Consider the following 18,876-nt stretch of genomic DNA (forward strand, 5'->3'; position numbering starts at 1 on the left):
GTACCCGTTCGCCAGCAGCCAGCTCACCGGTACCTCCGGGTTGCCCTGCGGCGCCTCCGGAATGTACTTGCTGAGCACGTGATATTGCGTGCCTCCCGCGAGTTGCTGGAATGCGGGAGCGACCGGTCCGACTTCTACACGGAACACCTTGAGCACCCGGAAGGCGTGGTAGTTGCACAGGTGAGCGGGATCCTGCGCGTTCGTGTTGAGATTGCGTGGCGGCAGCGCGCGCCATGCGTACAGATCGCCGAGCGGCGCCAGGAAAGAGCCGCCGTAACCGCCGAAACGGTCCAATTCCATACCGATCTGCAGAAATGTCGTCTTGAGCAGAAGCCTGCCGTTGGAATAGTCGCCGGAATGCGCGAAACCGTCGTCCGGCGGGAACCGGTAGTCGTTGGTGATGTAGTTCCAGTAGCGGCCGAGGAAAAACTGAGGTGAGAGGCCGCCGAACTGGATGTACCCGCGCATGAGGTAGCCGAGGTACCCGGTGGTCGGCAGGTGCACCGGCCCGAGATCGGGGTCGCCTTCCACGTACGGCGGTCCGCAGATCAGCCCGGGAGGTGCCGTCGGCGGAAGGTTCGCGACCTCCGCGGCGACCGTGGCCGCCGGGAGGCTCGGGGGGGTCTCAGGCGGGGAGGCGTCGGCACGCGCGGCCGCACCTCCGGAAGAACAGATCGCCGCTCCGGTCGCGGCGGCCAGCACGGCGCTCCATCGATGGTGTGGCATGACTTTCCTGTTGGCGTTCGTCGGCGGATGGTCGGAATTCACCGGCCACAGGCGATCCGGCGACCTGCCGGCCCGCGAAGCGCACATCCCCGGCCGAACGGACTCCAGGGACCGCCGGTCCCGTCCGGCTCCCTTTCAGCGGATATGACCCGCAGAGGGGATGCGCGGCCACGGGGTGCGGTCGTGCGCTTTGATCAGTGAATGATCATCTACATTCCCGGCGGCACCGGGATCACATTGCCGACGGCACAATGGAAAGGCAAAGAATAGAGCCGTGAAAGCGGCGAGGCGGCCATTCAATATGTTCCCGATCATGTGCCGCCACGCACGCCGATTCGGTCATGCACGCCGATCGTGTGACTTTCACAGATCGCACGGCCATCGGCCGGGCCGGTTCACACCGCCGGATCGCGCAGGATGCCGATGAGGCGTGCGGTGAGGTCGGCCAGGTCGGCCTGGGTGAACCGGGCCAGGCGGCCGGTCAGCGCGAGTTCGTACTCGCCGCCTCTCGGGGTGGCGGTCAGGCCGAGGTCGAAGCTCGGATCGTCCACCTCGTGCTCCCAGACCCTGGTGCGCAGTCCGTCCCAGCCCGGCGGAGGAGCGGGGTCGTCACGGTGCACGATGGCCGCCTGGAACGCGGGGTACACGCCGGGGAGGCGGTGGCCGCCGAGGCCGGAGACGAGCGTGTCGAAGGGGATCTCGTTGGCCAGCGCACCGGCGACGGCCTCTTTGACCTGGGTGAGCAGCGCGGGGAAGCCGTCCGGCAGCGTCACCCGCAGCGGCACCAGGTTGATGAAGCACCCGACGACCGGCTCGATCTCGCGCCGGCCGCGTCCGCTCGTCACCATGCCGGTCACCAGGTCGCGGCGGCCGGTCAGCCGGTGCAGCAGCACGAGGTAGGCCGACAGCAGCACGGTGAACGGTGTGGCCGCACCACCCCGGCGCAGCCCGTCCACGACGTCGCGGCCGACCCGCGCGGCCGAGGTCGCGCTGCCGCGTCCGGCGCCGCCCCGGTTCGGGACGCGCGGGAACACCGGCTCGACGCCGGCCAGCCGGTCCCGCCAGTACGGCAGCCGCTCGGGGACCCGCTCGCGGGCCCGCTCGGCCGACCAGGCGGCGTAGTCGGCGTACTCCGGCGAGGCAGGAGGCGGGAGGTCCGAGCCGGAGTACAGCGCGGCCAGGTCCGCCGCGACCAGTCCCAGTGAGCCGCCGTCGCAGGCGATGTGGTGGCAGACCAGGAACAACCGGTACTCGGCCGCGCCGAGCCGGTACACGGTCAGCCGGAGCACGGGCCCGCGCACCAGGTCGAAACGTTCACCGGCGGCGGTCAGGGCCAGGGTCAGGGCCTCGGCCTCGCGGTCCTCCTCGGGAAGGCACGTCAGGTCGACCAGTTCCAGCGGCACGGGTTGCGCGGCGCGGATCACCTGGTGCGGCAGTCCGTCGATCGCGGTGTACCGGGTGCGCAACGTCTCGTGCCTGGTCACCAGTGCGCCGAGCGCGGCGGCGAGCCGGACCAGATCGAGCTCGCCGGTGACCGCGACGCCGAGCGTGACGTTGGCCGGCGCCGCCTCGGGGGTGGCCTGCGTGGCCAGCCAGATGCGGCGCTGCTCGTGGGAGCACGCCGGCGGGGCTCCGGTGCGCGGCAGGCGGGGGATGGCCGTGGCGGCGGCCTTCTGCGCGAGCAGGCGCGTGAGCAGCTCGCGCCGGCGGTCGGACAGGCCGGCCAGCCGTTCCGCCGCCTGGCCTTCCGTCATCGGGTGGCCTCGGTCAGCGGACTCTGGACGGCGCGGCGGACGGGGTGTGTGCGCACGAGCGCCTCGCCTTCCGGTCGATGGTGAGGCGCCGGCACGGCACCCGCACGGTCTCCTGGCCCAGGCAGGGGTCGCTCCAACATGGGAGCGCTCCCACAACCTACCCGTAGCCGCCTGCACGACATTCGCAATCACCACTGGCCGCTGTCAAGGGAACAAATCCTGTAATGTTCGCGACACTCCCTTGTAAACGTTTTCAGCCTGGCGTTAACCCCGGTTCAGGCACATGTGACAGGGGCTCAACTTGACTCGATCTTGACCTAACCGGAGCGGCTCCTTACCCTGACGTTCCGTGGGAGCGTTCCCACGCATGGTCCTCCCTCCTCCGAGTGACGCGTCGTGCCCGCCGCCACGAAGTCCGACGCGTCAAGGGCCACCATCCGGCGCTTGCCAAGCAAGCGTTAGATCCGACATTCGAGCCGGGACGACCACAATCCGTCCGACAGAGGATGGCGCGATGCCTGAAATGCCGCAGCGGGAGACGCCGAACGTCCGGCCTCTGCTGAAGGAACTCAACGACACCGCGTTACCGTTGCCGGCCGTGCCGGGGATGGTGCGGCTGTTCGAGGAGCGGGTGGCGGCGGCGCCGGAGCGGGTCGCGGTGGTGGCCGGTGAGGTGCGGTGGAGCTACGCGGAGCTGGACGCGGCGGCCGGCCGGCTGGCGTGGCGGCTGCGGGAGGCGGGGGTACGGCGCGGTGACGTCGTCGCGTTGTTCGCCGACCGGTCGGCGGGGACGCTCGCGGCGATGCTCGGGGTACTGAAGGCGGGTGCGGCGTACCTGCCGCTGGACCCGGAGTACCCGGCGGCGCGGGTGGAGCTGGTGCTCGGCGACTCCGGCGCGCGGTTCGCGCTGACGACAGGCGAACTGCGCGACCGGTTGCCGGCCTTCCACGGCACGGTCCTGGAACTGGACGCCGATCCACCGGCAGGTCCGGTGGCGGATCCGGGTGTGGCGGTGAGCCCGGTCCTGGAACTGGACGCCGACTCACCGGCAGGTCCGGTGGCGGATCCGGGTGTGGCGGTGAGCCCGGACGATCCGGCGTACGTCCTGTACACCTCGGGGTCGACGGGCCGGCCCAAAGGCGTGGTGGTTCCGCACGGGGCACTGCTGAACTTCCTGGTGGGGATGCGCGACCTGCTCGGTGCGTCGCGGGACGACGTCTGGCTGGCGGTGACGTCGTTGTCGTTCGACATCTCGGGGCTGGAGCTGTACCTGCCGCTGGTGTGCGGCGGCCGTGTGGTGGTGGCCGGCACGGGGACGGCGCGGGACGGCCGCGCGCTGGCGGATCTGGTGGTGACCGAGGGGGTCACCCATGTGCAGGCCACCCCGTCGGGATGGCGGGTGCTGCTGGCGGCCGGCTACGCCGACGCGCGGGTGACGGCCCTGGTGGGGGGTGAGGCGCTGCCTGCGGCCCTGGCCCGTGAGCTGCGGGCCGCCGTGGGCCGGCTGGTCAACGTGTACGGCCCCACCGAGACCACCATCTGGTCCACCGCCTGGGAGGTGCCGCGTGACCCCGGCCGGGTCTCGATCGGCCGTCCCATCGCCAACACGCGGGTCCACATCGTCGACGACCGGCTCGACCCGGTGCCGCACGGCACCCCCGGTGAGCTGCTCATCGGCGGCCACGGCCTGGCCCACGGCTACCTGCGCCGGCCGGACCTGACCGCCGAACGTTTCATCCCCGACCCGTACGGCCCTCCCGGCGCGCGTCTGTACCGCACCGGCGACATCGCGCGCCTGCACGCCGACGGCACCCTGGAGTACCTCGGCCGGGCCGACAACCAGATCAAGCTGCGCGGCCACCGCATCGAGCTCGGCGAGATCGAGTCCGTGCTCGACGATCACCCCGGGGTCCGCCAGGCCGTCGTGGCGGTGCACCGCGAGACCCTGGTCGCGTACGTGGTCGGCGCCGCCGATCCCGGTGACCTGCGGGCCGCGCTGGCCGCCAGGCTGCCTTCGTACATGGTCCCCTCGATCCTCGTGCCGCTCACGGCCCTCCCGCTCACCCCCAACGGAAAGATCGACCGCAAGGCGCTGCCGGAGCCCGAGCCGCCGGAGAGCGGCGCCGGAGCGGCGCCGCGCACCGTGGTCGAGCGCCAGGTGGCCGAGGTGTTCGCCGAGGTGCTCGAACGTGACACGGTCGGCGCCGGCGACGACTTCTTCCTGCTCGGCGGTCACTCGCTGCTCGCGGCCAAGGCGGCGGCGCGGCTCACCGCACGGCTCGGCGTCGAGGTCCCCGTGCAGGCGCTGTTCGCGCGCTCGACCGTGACCGGTCTGGCCGCCGCGGTGCGGGACCTGGAGGTGTCCTCGGTGCCGCTCGGCCCCCGGCCGGCCGGCACGGCGCCGCCGCTGTCGGCCGCGCAGGAACGCATGTGGTTCCTGCACCGGCTCGACCACGGCGACATCTCCAACGTCTACATCGCCTACCGGCTGCGTGGCCCGCTCGACGCCGACCGGCTGGACGGCGCGCTGACCCGCGTCGCGGCCCGCCATGAGGCGCTGCGCACCCGTTTCCCCGACACCGACGGCATGCTCCTCGCCGTGGTCGAGCCGCCGGCCCCCGTGCCGCTCGAACGGTTCGACCTGTCGGCCCTCGCGTACGGCGAGCGTGAGGCGCAGGCCCGGCGGCTGGTGACCGAGCGGGTGAACGCGCCGTTCGACCTGGCCGCCGCGCCGCCGCTGCGCGCGGCCCTGATCCGGCTCGACGAGCACGAACACGTCCTGTGCGTGGTGCTCCACCACATCATCAGCGACGGCTGGTCACTGAACGTGCTGTTCGGGGATCTGATCGCGTTCTACGAGGAACGGGAACCGCCGGGACCGGTGCTGCACCAAGGCGACGTCGCCTACTGGCGGCGCGAGCGGGACGCGGCGGGGGAGGCCGACGCCGCCGTGGAGTTCTGGCGGGAACGGCTGGCCGGTGTCACCCCGCTGAACCTGCCGTCCGACCGTCCGCGCACGTCCGGCGGCGACCGCCGCGGCGCCTTCCACCGCGCGACGCTGACGCCGCAGGCGGTGGCGGGGCTGGAGGCCGTCGGCCGCGCGACCGGCACGACGCTGTTCATGGTGCTGCTCGCCGCCTACCAGGCGCTGCTGGCCCGCCAGACCGGACAGCACGACATCGCGGTCGGGACCGCGCTCGCCGGCCGCGACCGGGTCGAGCTGGAGTCCGTGATCGGGTACCTGGCCGGGACCGTGGTCGTACGCGGGGACCTGTCCGGCGATCCGGCTTTCACCGACCTGCTCGCCCCGACCAGGGACGCGGTCCTCACGGCGTTCTCCCACCAGGACATCCCGATGGAACGGCTCTTCGGCGGTGCGCGCGACGCCGGCCCCGCGGCGGTGTTCGAGACCATGTTCATCCTGCACACCCAGGTCGGCGCGCGCGGCGACACCCTCGGGAAGGCGGCGGTGGAGGTGTTCCACGCCGACCACACCCCGGCGCGGTTCGACCTCATGGTGGACGCCTGGATGTCGGACACCGGCCTGGAGCTGACCTTCGGCTACGACAGCGCGCTGTTCGACCCGGGGACGATCGAGAGCATCGCCACCCGGTTCGTCCGCCTGCTCGACGGCGTCGTCGCCGAACCGCAGGCGCGGCTGTCGCGGCTGCTGCGGGTGGACGGCGCGGAACGCGAGCGGATGGTGCGCACCCTGAACGCCACCGCGTCGCCGTTGCCGGCGGTGCCGGGGATGGTGCGGCTGTTCGAGGAGCGGGTGGCGGCGGCGCCGGAGCGGGTCGCGGTGGTGGCCGGCGAGGTGCGGTGGAGCTACGCGGAGCTGAACGCGGCGGCCAACCGGCTGGCGTGGCGGCTGCGCGCGGCCGGGGCCGGGCCCGGCGAGGTGGTGGCGGTGTACGCCGGCCGGTCGGCGCACACGCTGGCCGGCCTGCTGGCGGTGCTGAAGGCCGGCGCGGCGTATCTGCCGCTGGACCCGGAGTACCCGGCGGCGCGGGTGGAGCTGGTGCTCGGCGACTCCGGCGCGCGGTTCGCGCTGACGACAGGTGAGCTGCGCGAGCGGTTACCCGCGTTCACCGGCACGGTGCTGGACCTGGACGGCGACCACGCCGGCGGCCCCGCGGCCGATCCGCCGGGTGCGGCCGGCGCCGCGGACCCGGCGTACGTCCTGTACACCTCGGGTTCGACGGGCCGGCCCAAGGGGGTGGTGGTGCCGCACGGGGCACTGCTGAACTTCCTGGTGGGGATGCGCGACCTGCTCGGTGCGTCGCGGGACGACGTGTGGCTGGCGCTGACGTCGTTGTCGTTCGACATCTCGGGGCTGGAGCTGTACCTGCCGCTGGTCACCGGTGGCCGTACGGTCGTCGCCGACGCGGACGTCGCGCGGGACGGCCGCGCGCTGGCCGAGCTGGTCGCGGCCGAGGGGGTCACCCATGTGCAGGCCACGCCGTCGGGCTGGCGGGTGCTGCTGGCCGCCGGCTACGCCGACCCCGCGCTGACGGCGCTGGCCGGCGGCGAGGCCCTTCCCCTTCCGCTCGCTCGTGACCTGCGGGAACGCACCGGCCGGCTGATCAACGTCTACGGCCCCACCGAGACCACCATCTGGTCCACCGCGTGGGACGTCCCGGCCGGCCCCGGCCGGGTCTCCATCGGCGGGCCCATCGCCAACACCCAGGTCTACGTGGTCGACGAACGGCTCGACCTGGTCCCTCAGGGAGCCCCCGGTGAGCTGCTCATCGGCGGCCACGGCCTGGCGCACGGCTATCTCGGACGTCCGGGGCTCACCGCCGAGCGCTTCGTCCCCGACCCGTTCGGCCCGGCCGGCGGCCGTCTGTACCGCACCGGTGACATCGTCCGCCACCACGCCGACGGAACCCTGGAGTACCTCGGCCGGGCCGACAACCAGATCAAGCTGCGCGGCCACCGCATCGAGCTCGGCGAGATCGAGTCCGCCATGGAGGACCATCCCGGTGTCCGCCAGGCCGTCGCGGCGGTCCACCGCGAGACCCTGGTCGCCTACCTGGTCGGCACCCCCGACCACGACCACCTGCGGGCCGCGCTGGCCGAGCGCCTGCCGCCGTACATGGTTCCCTCGATCTACGTGCCGCTTGAGGCGCTGCCGCTCACCCCCAACGGCAAGATCGACCGCAAGGCCCTGCCGGCCCCCGGCACCCGGCCGGAGGTGCCGCTGCGGCCCCGGCCGGACGGCTCGCCGGCGCCGTTGTCACCGGTGCAGGAAGGGCTGTGGTTCCTCCACTCCTACCAGGGTGACGACGCCGCGTCCCACCTGTCGGCCGCGCTGCGGCTGCGCGGGCCGCTCGACGAGGACGCGCTGGCCGGGGCCCTCGCCGCGCTGACGGCCCGGCACGAGGCGCTGCGCACCCGCTTCCCCGGCGAGGAGGGCCTGCCACGGCCGGTGATCGAGCCGGCGTACGACATGCCGGTGGAACGACACGACCTCACCGGCCGCGCCGGTGCCGGTGCGCATGCCGGTGCGGATATCGGTGAGGATGCCGAGGCCGAGGCCGCGCGGCTGTGCGACGCCTGCGCCGCGCGGCCGTTCGACGTGGCCGCCGTCCCGCCGGTCCGTGCCGCGCTGGTCCGGCTGGCCGCCGACGACCATGTGCTGTGCCTGGCGGCGCACCCGCTGGTCGCCGACGAGTGGTCGCTCGGCGTGATGCGCGCCGACCTCGCCGACCTGTACGGCGGCGGCCGACGGCCGGCGCCGGCCGTGCAGGACGGTGACGTCGCCGTCTGGCGCCGCAGGCGCGAGGAACTGTCCGGCGCGGCACTGGAGCGCGCCTGCGGGTGGCTGGCCGGCGCGCCGGTCCTGGAGTTCCCGCTGGACCGGCGCAGACCCGAGGAACCCGCGCGCGTCGCGGGGCTGCACGAGACGTGGTTACCCGCCGACCGGGCCGAGCCGCTCGAGGAGGCCGGCCGCGCGGCGGGGGGATCACTGTTCACCGTGCTGCTCGCCGCCTATCAAGTGGCGCTCGCCAGGCACACCGGCCGTACCGGCTTCGTCGTCGGCCGTCCGGTCAGCGGACGTGAACATCCCGAGCTGGAACACGTCGTCGGCCACCTCACCCGCTACCTGGTGATCCGAGGTGACCTGTCCGGCGACCCGGCGTTCACCGAGCTGCTGCGCCGCACGCGCTCGGCCGAACGTGAGGCCGAGGAGAACCAGGACGTCTCGGTCGAGCGGCTGGTGTCCGCGCTCCAGGTGGAGCGCGACCCGGGCCAGGCGCCGCTGTTCCAGACCGAGCTGACCGTGCGCGACGCCGCGTCCCCCGCGTCCCCCGCGCCACCGGTGTCCTTCGGCGGGCTGGACTGCGCGCCGTTCGCGCCGAGGCCGGCCGAGGTCGCGCACGACCTGGCGCTCACGGCGCGGCCGGAGCCCGGCGGTCTCACCTTGTCGTTCACCTACGACGCCTCGCTGCTGGACGCGGCGACCGTCCGGCGGTTCGCCGAGCGGTTCGCCGTGCTGCTTGAGGCGGTGGCGGCCGGCCCCGGCCGCCGCGTCTCCGAACTGCCGCTGACCACGGCGGAGGACGAGGCCCTGTTGTCGGCCTGGTCCGCGCTGCCGGAACGGCTGCTCGACCCCTGGGACGGCCCGGTGCCGCCTGGCGCCGTCGGCGAACTGTGCGCCGGCGATCAGGACGGCGAGCCGCGCCGTACCGGGGAACTGGCCCGCCGCCACCTGGACGGCCGGCTGGAGACGCTCGGCCGGATCGACGAGCGGCCGGTCATCGGCTCGGCGACCGGCGCGGGTCACGCCTACGTGCCGCCGCGCACCGACGCCGAGGTCCTGGTGGCCGAGGTGTGGAGCGACCTGCTCGGCGTCGCCAGGGTCGGCGTGTCCGACGACTTCTTCCGCCTCGGCGGTCACTCGCTGCTCGCGGTACGCGCCGCGGCGCGCCTTGGGGCCGTGATCGAGGCCGAGGTGCCGATCCGCGCGTTCTTCACCCACCGCACGCTGGAGGAGTTCGCGACGGTCGTCGAGGAGACCCTCCTCGCGGACCTGGAAGGCCTGTCCGATGAGGAGGCCATGCGCCTGCTCGACTCCACGGAGACGTTGTGACGACCAGCCCGTCCCCGGCCAAGCAGGCCCTGCTGGCCCAGCGGCTGCGCCGCCGCCCCACCGCGACCACTCTCACCGTGGCGCCACGACCGGAGGGGACCGAGCCGCCGCTGTCCCACGCGCAGGAGCGGCTGTGGTTCCTTGAGCAGTACCTTCCCGGCACCCCCGCCTACACCGTGTCGTGCACGGTGCGGATCGACGGCCCCTTGGACGCCGAGGCCATGCGCCGCGCCGTGCACGAGGTGACCGCACGGCACGAGAGCCTGCGCAGCCGTTTCCTCACCACAGAGGACGGCACGCCGCGCCTGGTCGTCGACCCCGAGCCCGCCACCGGGTTCCGCGTCACCACCGCCGGATCGGTGGAGTCGGCCAGGGCCCAGGTCTCCGCGGAGCTGGCGATCCCGTTCGACCTCGCCGCGGGGCCGCTGATGCGTGTGCTGCTCGTGCGGCTGGCCCCGGACGACCACGTGCTGCTGATCGCCGCGCACCACGCGGTCACCGACGGCTGGAGCAGCGACATCCTCCTGGACGAGCTGCTCACCCTGCACGGCGGGGGGTCGCTGTCCCCCTTGCCGGTGCAGTACGGCGACTACGCGCTGTGGCAGCGCCGGCGCGTGGGAACGGCGGCCTACCGGGCCGACGTGGACTACTGGCGGCAGCGGCTCGCGGGGGTGCCGCCGCTCGAGCTGCCGGCCGACCTGCCGCGGCCCGCGGAGCAGACGTTCGCGGGGGCCGCGCGGCCGTTCCGGCTCGACCCGGACCTGACCCGTGCGGTGCGCGCGCTGGCCGAGGCGCACGGCGCCACGCCGTACATGACGATGTTGGCCGCGTTCCAGGCCCTGCTCGGCCGGTGGTCGGGACAGACCGACTTCGCGGTGGGAAGCCCGGTCAGCGGACGGGGGCTGCCGGAGCTGGACGGCCTCGTCGGGATGTTCGTCAACACGCTCGCCATGCGCGCGGAGCTGGCGGGGAACCCGACGTTCGCCGAGCTGCTCGACCGCACCCGTGACGCGGCGCTGGACGCCTTCTCCCACCAGGCGCTGCCGTTCGACCAGCTCGTCAACGAGCTGGACGTGGTGCGCGACGTCAGCCGTCCCGCGGTCTTCCAGGTGATGTTCGCGCTGCAGAACTACGGGTCGGGACGGCCGGCCGGCTCCGGCGGGCCGTCGCCGTCGCCGTTCGCCGCCGACACCGTCGTCAGCCGGTTCGACCTCAGCCTGTACCTGCACGAGACCGCGGACGGCTTCGAGGGAGCGCTGGTGTACAACACCGCGCTCTTCCACGAGGACACGATCGACCGCATGGGAGCGGGCCTTTCGACCCTGTTGCGCTCCGCCGTCGCCGACCCGCGCACCCGCCTCGCCGACCTGGACATCCTCCCCGGCGCCGAGCGCGCGCGCCTGCCGGAGCTGAGCACGGCCCCGCCACCCGCGCCGTTCCGCGACGACCAGGGGGAGGCCGCCGCGGAGCTGCTGCACGAGCTCGTCTCGGCTCAGGCGGCGCGCACCCCTGACGCACCCGCGGTGATCTTCGGTGACGAGACGCTCGGTTACGGCCTGCTGGAGCGGCGCGCGGGTCACCTCGCCAGGCGCCTGCGCGACGCCGGCGTACGGCCCGGCGACCGTGTGGCGGTCTGCCTGGAGCAGTCGGCCGGCCTCGCCGTCGCGCTCCTCGGCGTGCTGAAGGCCGGCGCCGCCTACGTGCCGCTCGACCCGCAGCAGCCCGCCGAGCGCGTCTGGTACATGATCGGCGACGCCGGTGCGCGCACGGTGATCACCTCGGCGGAGGCGCGCGGACCGCTGCCTCCCGGTCTCACCGAGATCACCCTCGACGACGCAGGCACCGGGGACGACCAGGTCCCCGCGCCGGTGGACGCGGCGGTCACACCGGACGACCTGGCGTACGTGATCTACACCTCGGGGACCACCGGCCGGCCCAAAGGCGTCGCGGTCCAGCACCGCGAGCTGGTCACGTACCTCGCGGGGATCCGCGAGCGGCTCGCGGTCGAACCGGGGTCGGCGTTCGCGCTGCTCCAGTCGCTGGCCTTCGACTTCGGTGTCACGATCTTCTACCTGGCGCTGCTGACCGGCGGCCGGCTGCACCTGATCCCCTCGCGGACCTCGGCGCGTGAGCTGGCCGGGTACTTCGCGCGTCACCCCGCCGACTACCTGAAGATGACGCCGTCGCACCTGGCGGCGCTGCTCGCCGAGGCGACCCCGGCCGAGCTGCTGCCGCGCCGGTTGCTGCTGCTCGGCGGCGAGGCCTCCGGCTGGGCCTGGGCCAGGGATCTGGCGGCGCTCGGCCACTGCGCGGTGGTCAACCACTACGGCCCCACCGAGTCCACGGTCGGCATGACGACCTTCACCGTGGACCCGGACGCCGACGTGGCAGGCACGACGCTGCCGATCGGCCGTCCGCTGCCAGGCGCGCACGTCCACGTGCTGGACGAACGGCTTCGGCCGGTCCCCGTGGGCCTGACCGGGGAGATCCACCTCGGCGGCCCGAGGCTGGCCCGTGGGTACCTCGGCAGGCCCGGTCTGACCGCCGAGCGGTTCGTCCCCGACCCCTGCGGCGAGCCCGGTGCGCGCATGTACCGGACCGGCGACCTCGGCCGGTGGCTGCCGGACGGCAGCCTCCAGTTCCTCGGCCGGCGCGACCTGCAGGTGAAGGTACGCGGCTACCGCGTCGAGCTCGGTGAGATCGACTCGGTCCTGTCCGCCTGCCCCGGCGTGGCGCAGGCGGTGGCCGACCTGCGGGACGGCCGGCTGGTCGGCTACCTGCTTCCGGAGGACAAACCGGGTGCCGAGCGCCTGCCGGCGGCCGAGGTGCGGGCCTGGCTGAGCGAGCGGCTGCCGTCGTACATGATCCCGGCGCGGTACGTCTGGCTGGACCACCTGCCGCTGAAGGCGCACGGCAAGGTCGACCGGGCCGCGCTGCCTGACCCCGGCGACGAGCGGGCCGACGCCGGCGCGGAGTTCGTGCCGCCGCGCACCCCCGCCGAGGAGACCGTCGCCGCGATCTGGGCCGACGTGCTCGGCGTCGCCGAGGTCGGCGCGCTCGACGACTTCTTCGAGCTCGGCGGCCACTCCCTGCTCGCCATGCAGGTCCTCGCGCGGCTGCGCAAGGCCGCGCCGGAACACCGCATCACCTTGATGGACCTGTTCAAGCACACGACCGTGGAACAGACGGCGGCGCTGCTCGAATCGGGCCCGGGGTCCAGGTCCGGCGGCCTGCTGCACCGGCTCACCCCGGCCCGCGCCGCCACCACCACCCTGGTCTGCGCGCCGTACGGCGGCGGCAGCGCGGTGATCTACAAACCGCTGGCCGACGCGCTCCCCGAGGACTGGGCCCTGTACTCGATCGCCGTGCCGGGCCACGAGCTCGGGGAGGAGGCGATGCCGCCGGACGAGGTGGCGCGGACCTGCGCCGACGAGATCCTCGCGACCATATCGGGCCCCGTCGCGCTGTACGGCCACTGCGGACTCGGCGCCATGATCGTCGCCGAGATCGCCAGGTTGCTGGAGAAGGAGGGCCGGCGGCTCGAGGCCGTCTACCTCGGCGGGATCTTCCCGTTCGCGCGCAAGGAGGGCCGCCTGACGAGGCTGCGCCACCGGCTGGACGACCTGCGCGGCCACCAGGGCCGGGTCAACGCGCTCACCGCGGCGGGCCTGGACGTCTCCGACCTGAGCGCCGAGGAGCTCCGGCTGATCGTCGCCAACCGCAGGGACGGCACCCGCGCGGCCGAACGGTACTTCACCCGCCTGTTCGAGGAGGAGGCCGACCCGCTGACGGCGCCGGTCGTCGCGGTGGCGGGGGAGCGCGACCCCGTCATGGAGTTCTACCAGGAGCGGTACCGGGAGTGGCATGTGCTCTCCCCGGTCACGGCCTGCGTGGTCATCGACGAGGCCGCGCACTTCTTCCTCAGGTACCGGGCCGAGGAGCTGGCGGAGATCGTCACGCGCGTCCACCCGGCGATCGAGGCGGGGACGACCGCGCCGATCGAGCGCGGCGGCGCCGGCCAGGAGACCTGGTGGCTGGAAGGCCTTTCCGCGCCGGGCCGGGAGACCGGCGCCGAGGAGCACGAGGCCGGTGATCTCGCCGTCCCCGACGCCGCCGGAGGGTCAGGCGCCGGAACGTCCGGCGGTCCTTCACGTGGCGGGCCGGCCCCCAGCATGCGCCGCTTCTTCGGCGTCGCCGCCGGTCAGGGGATCTCCATCATCGGGTCGGCGCTGACGGAGTTCGCCATCCCGATCTGGATCTACCTGACCACCGGCTCGCTGGTCGACTTCGCGTTGTTCTCCGTGCTGGCGCTGGTGCCGGGGATGCTGGTCGCGCCGCTCGCCGGCACCATCGTGGATCGCAGCGACCGGCGCCACGTCATGCTGGCGGGAGACGTCTGCGCCGGCGGCACGCAACTGGCGCTCGGCGTGTTGCTGTGGACCGGCAACCTGGCGATCTGGCACATCTACCCGCTGCTCGCCGTCCTGTCGGTGGCCCTGGCCTTCCAGCGCATCGCCTACGGCTCGGCCATCCCGCAACTGGTGCCGAAGCGGTTCCTCGGTCACGCCAACGGCGTCGTCGGCATGATGAACGGCGTCGCGCAACTGGTCGTCCCGCTCGCCGCCGCCGCCTTGATGGCGCTCATCGGCCTGGAAGGCATCCTGGTCATCGACGTGATCAGTTACACGATCGCCGTCGTCAGCCTCCTGCTGATCCGCTTCCCCTCCGCCATGGCCTGGCGCCGCCGCGAGTCGATGACCGCCGAGATGGTCAACGGCTTCCGCTATTCCTGGGGGAACAAGGGCTTCCGCCGCATGATCACCTTTTTCGCGGTGGTCAACCTGTTCATGGCCGCGCTGTTCCTCATGATCTCGCCGCTGGTGCTGTCGTTCGGGTCGCTCACCGACGTCGGCACGGTGGCCTTCTTCGGCGGGCTCGGGGTGTTCACCGGTGGTCTGGCCATGGCGATGTGGGGTGGCCCCCGCGTACGGCGGTTCCGCGGCCAGTTGATGTTCACCCTGTCCCTGGCGGTGTGCGCCGTGGTCGTCGGTGTCCAGGAGCATCTGGTGCCGATCGCCACCGGGGTGTTCGGCCTGTTCCTGTCGCTGACCCTGCTCAACGGCGTCTACACCACGATCGTCCAGGTCAAGATCCCGCAGCGCTACCATGGCCGTGTCTTCGCGCTGAACCAGCTCGTGGCGTTCTCCACACTGCCGATCGGCTACGCGGTGATCGCGCCGCTCGGCACCGCGCTGTTCGAGCCGATGCTCATGGACGGAGGTGCGCTCGCCGGCACGGTCGGCCAGCTGATCGGCACCGGCGAGGGCCGGGGGATCGGCCTGCTGTACGTGCTCCTCGGCACCGCCATCGCGTTGTGCGTGCTCGTCGCGCGCCGCCGCCGGGTGCTGTGGGACTTCGACGACCTGGTCCCCGACGCGCCGCCGGACGACCTGATCGGATGGCAGACCCTTCGCGACCGGGGGGTGCTGGGTAAGGCCGGGTAAAGCCACGAGAGGGCCGATGGCGGCGCGGACGGCCGGTGGCGCGGCTACCGTGATGCCATGGTTCGACCAACGCGCGTGACCGCGCTTTTGCTGATCGCGACGCTGAGTGCCGCGTGTTCCGGGGCCAGGTCGGACGCGGAGCCGACACCGCCGGGAGCGGCGACGACCCCGGCCGCCACCCCGGCCCCTCCGAAGGAGACCCCGGCCGCGACGCCGTCGTCCGGCCAGGACGCGGTGGCCGAGCGGCTGGCGGGGATGAGCCTGGAGGAGAAGGTCGGCCAGCTCTTCATGCCGGTGCTGTACGGGTCCAAGGCGAGCGGCGCGCACGGCGAGAACAGCGCCAGGTACGGCGTGGCGAGCCCGGCGGAGGTGGTGAAGAAGTTCCACCTCGGCGGCGTCATCCTGTTCCCCTGGTCGGGGAACGTCGAGAGCGCCGAGCAGGTGGCCGGGCTCGCGAGCGGGTTGCAGAAGGCCGCGAAGACCCCGCTGCTGATCGGCGCGGACCAGGAGAACGGCCTGGTCTCCCGGCTGAGCGGCCTGGTCACCGACGTCCCCGGCAACATGGCCGTCGGCGCCACCGGCGACCCCGGCGCCGCGCGTGCCGCCGCCGAGGTCACCGGCAGGGAGATGCGCGCGCTCGGGCTGAACGTCGACTTCGCGCCGGTCGCCGACGTCAACGTCAACCCCGCCAATCCGGTCATCGGCTCCCGGTCCTACGGCGAGAAGCCGGACAAGGTCGCCGCGATGGTCGCCGCCGCGGTCGAGGGTTTCCACGACGCCGGCATCGGGGCCGCCGCCAAGCACTTCCCCGGCCACGGCGACACCGGGGTCGACAGCCACACCGGCCTCCCCGTGATCAAGCACTCCCCGGCCAAGTGGCGCAGGCTCGACGCGCCGCCGTTCCGCGCCGCCATCGGCAAGGGTGTGGACATCGTCATGACGGCACACGTCGTGATGCCTGAGCTGGACCGTTCCGGCGATCCCGCCACGCTCTCCAAGAAGATCGTCACCGGTCTGCTGCGCGGCGACCTCGGCTACGACGGCGTGGTCTCCACCGACGCGCTCGACATGGCGGCCGTGCGGAAGAAGTACGGCGACGCCGAGGTCGCCGTCCGCGCGGTCCTCGCCGGCGTGGACCTGCTGCTCATGCCGCCGGACCTCCCCAAGGCCTACGGCGCGGTGCTGGCGGCCGTGAAGTCCGGCCGCGTCACGCGGGACCGCCTCGACGCCTCCGTCACCCGCCTGCTCACCCTCAAGGCCGAGCGCGGCGTCCTTTCCGGTGAGGGGGACGAGCAGGACCCCGAGGCCGTGCTGCGCTCCAAGGAGCACCGCGCCACCGCGCAGGACATCGCCGACCGCGCCGTCACCGTCGTCGAAGGCGCCGGGGACCTCCCGCTGAAGGGGGACATCCTCGTCACCGGCCCCGCGGCCCGCGCGCTGGCCGGCCTGCTGGACGGCGCGGAGGCCGTCCCCACCGCGGACACCCCCACCGCGGCCCAGATCGCCGCGGCCCGCGCCGCCGCCGCGCGGTCGGACTCGATCGTCGTCACCACCGAGGACGCGGGCCCGGCGCAGTCACGCCTGGTCGCGGCCATGGCGGCCACCGGCAGGCACGTCACGGTCGTCTCCCTGTCGGCCCCCTACGAGCTGTCCCGCCTCGGCGGCTACGACACCGCGCTCGCCGTCTACTCGTCCGGCAGCGCGTCGCTCAGGGCCGCCGCCAAGGCGCTGGACGGCAGTCTCACCCCCGCGGGGAAACTGCCGGTCGGGCTGCGTTGACCGGGGACCGGAGGCGAGGCTTAACCTGATAGGCCCGGGTCGTCCCGGGGCCGAGCGAAGGAGCGCGATGTGCTGAAAGGTGTGCTCATCGACTGGGGCGGCGTGCTCACCACGAGCCTGCACGAGGCCATCACCGAATGGCTGGAGGCCGACGGCATCGACGCCGTCCACTACACCGAGCTGATGACCGAGCTGGTCCGCGAGGCCTACGACGGCGACGGCCGCAACCCCATCCACGCGCTGGAGCGCGGCGAGGTGGACGCGGCGATGTTCGAGCGCGACCTCGCCGCGCGCCTGCTCACGCTCGAAGGCGGCCCGCCGGCCGCCGAGGGCCTGCTGGCCCGCATGTTCGCCGGGTTCCGGCCGGTCCCCACGATGTACGAGATGCTGGCTACGGCGCGCGGCGCCGGGGTCGTGACGTGCCTGCTCTCCAACTCGTGGGGGGACCACTACGTCAGGGACCGCTGGGACGAGTACTTCGACTGTGTCGTCATCTCCGGCGAGGTCGGCATGCGCAAGCCCGAGCCGGCGATCTTCCACCACGCGCTCGGCCTGGTCGGCCTGCCGGCCGAGCGGTGCGTCTTCGTGGACGACCTCGCGGCCAACGTCGCGGCGGCGCAGGCGCTCGGCCTGGTGGGCCTGCACCACCGCGAGGCCGAGGCGACGATCGCCGAGATGGAGACGCTGCTCGGTCACCCGCTGCGCCGTCCCGGCCCGTCCGGTACGGAGAGCGGCGCCGCTGCTGGCACACTCATGTAGTCCAGCCGCACCCATTCATGATCGAGGAACGCATGCGCGTCTACCTGCCATGCACACTGCCGGCGCTCGCCAAGGTGGCCGCCGACGGTGAGCTCGGCCCGGCCCCGCTGACCGGCTACGCGGTGACCCCCGCGCTGGTCGAGTGGTACGTCTCCGGCGACACCGAGGAGCTCGAGTACGTCGCGCTGACCGACGCCGCGCGCGCGTCCCTGCGCCTGCTGGCCGGCGACCGCGCCGAGGGCCTGCCGGTGCCGGCCCGCCGGGTCGTCGTCGCCGCCGAGGTGCCGGACGCCGACGTGCGCACCAGCCCCGACCTGGACGACCGCTCCAGGGTCACCCTCGGCGTCCCCGTGGCGCTCAAACTGGTCGCGTCGGTGCACGTGGACGACCTGCAGGCCGTGCCGGACGTCGAGGAGGCGCTGGCCGCCGTGTACGCCGCCGACTCAGGCGACGAGGACGCGCGGTTCACCGTGGACGGCGCGGAGGCCCACGAGCTCATGTGGTACGCCACGCAGGAGATCGACGACCTTCTCATCTGACTCGTGCGACCCACCCGGCACGACCGGGGAAAATACGGTGGGACCCGCGGCCCGGCAGGCTTTACGCTTGACGGCGATATGAAGCACATCATCTGGGACTGGAACGGCACCCTCTTCCACGACATCGACGCCGTGGTCGGCGCCACCAACGAGGTCTTCCGGCCGTACGGCGTGGCGGCCTTCGACGCCGACGGCTTCCGCGCCGCGTACACCCGGCCCATCTGGGTCGCCTACGAGCGCATCCTCGGCCGCGCGCTCGAGGAAGGGGAGTGGGAGCGGCTCGACCAGGCCTTCCACGACCACTACCACCGGCTGATGATCTCCTGCGCGCTGGCGGAGGACGCTCTGCACTGCCTGTCCACCTGGTCCGAGCGCGGCCGCACCCAGTCGCTGCTGTCCATGTGGGCCCACGAGCGCCTGGTGGTCAAGGCCGCCGAGCTCGGCATCGAGCGGTACTTCTCCCGCATCGACGGCCTCAGCAACGGCGCACCCGGCGGCGGCAAGGCCGAGCACATGGTGGCGCACATCGAGTCGCTGGCCGTGAACCCCGCCGAGGTCCTCGTGATCGGCGACAGCCTCGACGACGCGCACGCGGCGCAGCACGTCGGCGCCAAGGCCGTCCTGTACACCGGTGGCATGACCAGCCGCGCCGACCTGAGCGCCTCGGGCCTGCCGGTCGTCGAGACGCTGTCCGAGGCCTTCGACCACGCACGCTGACG

The 18,876-nt window shown here is 73.1% G+C and carries 7 protein-coding genes and 1 pseudogene; 6 read left to right on the plus strand and 2 right to left on the minus strand.

Annotation, left to right across the window (positions count from 1 at the left end; all coding sequences use genetic code 11):
- Both BJ992_RS34185 and BJ992_RS07565 read right to left on the minus strand, forming a co-directional pair.
- Positions 1-813 (minus strand): annotated as a pseudogene (locus BJ992_RS34185) (TNT domain-containing protein); the annotation flags it as partial.
- Positions 814-1,121: 308 nt separating this feature from the next.
- Positions 1,122-2,480, minus strand: coding sequence for a condensation domain-containing protein (locus BJ992_RS07565; RefSeq protein ID WP_184979202.1), 1,359 nt, complete (start codon positions 2,478-2,480; stop codon positions 1,122-1,124).
- Positions 2,481-2,994: 514 nt separating this feature from the next.
- On the opposite strand from BJ992_RS07565, the gene BJ992_RS07570 reads away from it, so the two are divergent.
- The 6 genes from BJ992_RS07570 (at position 2,995) to BJ992_RS07595 (ending at position 18,874) form a co-directional block, all read left to right on the plus strand.
- On the plus strand, positions 2,995-9,576 hold the full coding sequence (locus tag BJ992_RS07570; protein ID WP_184979203.1) for an amino acid adenylation domain-containing protein: 6,582 nt from the start codon (positions 2,995-2,997) through the stop codon (positions 9,574-9,576).
- Positions 9,573-15,080, plus strand: coding sequence for an amino acid adenylation domain-containing protein (locus tag BJ992_RS07575; protein WP_184979204.1), 5,508 nt, complete (start codon positions 9,573-9,575; stop codon positions 15,078-15,080). The genes BJ992_RS07570 and BJ992_RS07575 overlap by 4 nt, the downstream gene beginning before the upstream one ends.
- Before the next feature lie 75 nt (positions 15,081-15,155).
- Positions 15,156-16,859 carry a glycoside hydrolase family 3 protein gene (locus BJ992_RS07580; RefSeq protein WP_343072539.1) on the plus strand — a complete coding sequence of 568 codons (1,704 nt, stop codon included), beginning with the start codon at positions 15,156-15,158 and terminating at the stop codon, positions 16,857-16,859.
- Between the two features lie 69 nt (positions 16,860-16,928).
- Positions 16,929-17,618, plus strand: coding sequence for an HAD-IA family hydrolase (locus tag BJ992_RS07585; protein ID WP_184979206.1), 690 nt, complete (start codon positions 16,929-16,931; stop codon positions 17,616-17,618).
- A gap of 32 nt (positions 17,619-17,650) precedes the next feature.
- Positions 17,651-18,157: a DUF6912 family protein gene (locus tag BJ992_RS07590; protein WP_184987721.1), complete on the plus strand. Its 507-nt coding sequence runs from the start codon at positions 17,651-17,653 to the stop codon at positions 18,155-18,157.
- Between the two features lie 78 nt (positions 18,158-18,235).
- Positions 18,236-18,874, plus strand: coding sequence for an HAD family hydrolase (locus BJ992_RS07595; protein ID WP_184979207.1), 639 nt, complete (start codon positions 18,236-18,238; stop codon positions 18,872-18,874).
- Positions 18,875-18,876: the final 2 nt, after the last annotated feature.

The organism is Sphaerisporangium rubeum (assembly GCF_014207705.1).
Lineage (GTDB): Bacteria > Actinomycetota > Actinomycetes > Streptosporangiales > Streptosporangiaceae > Sphaerisporangium > Sphaerisporangium rubeum.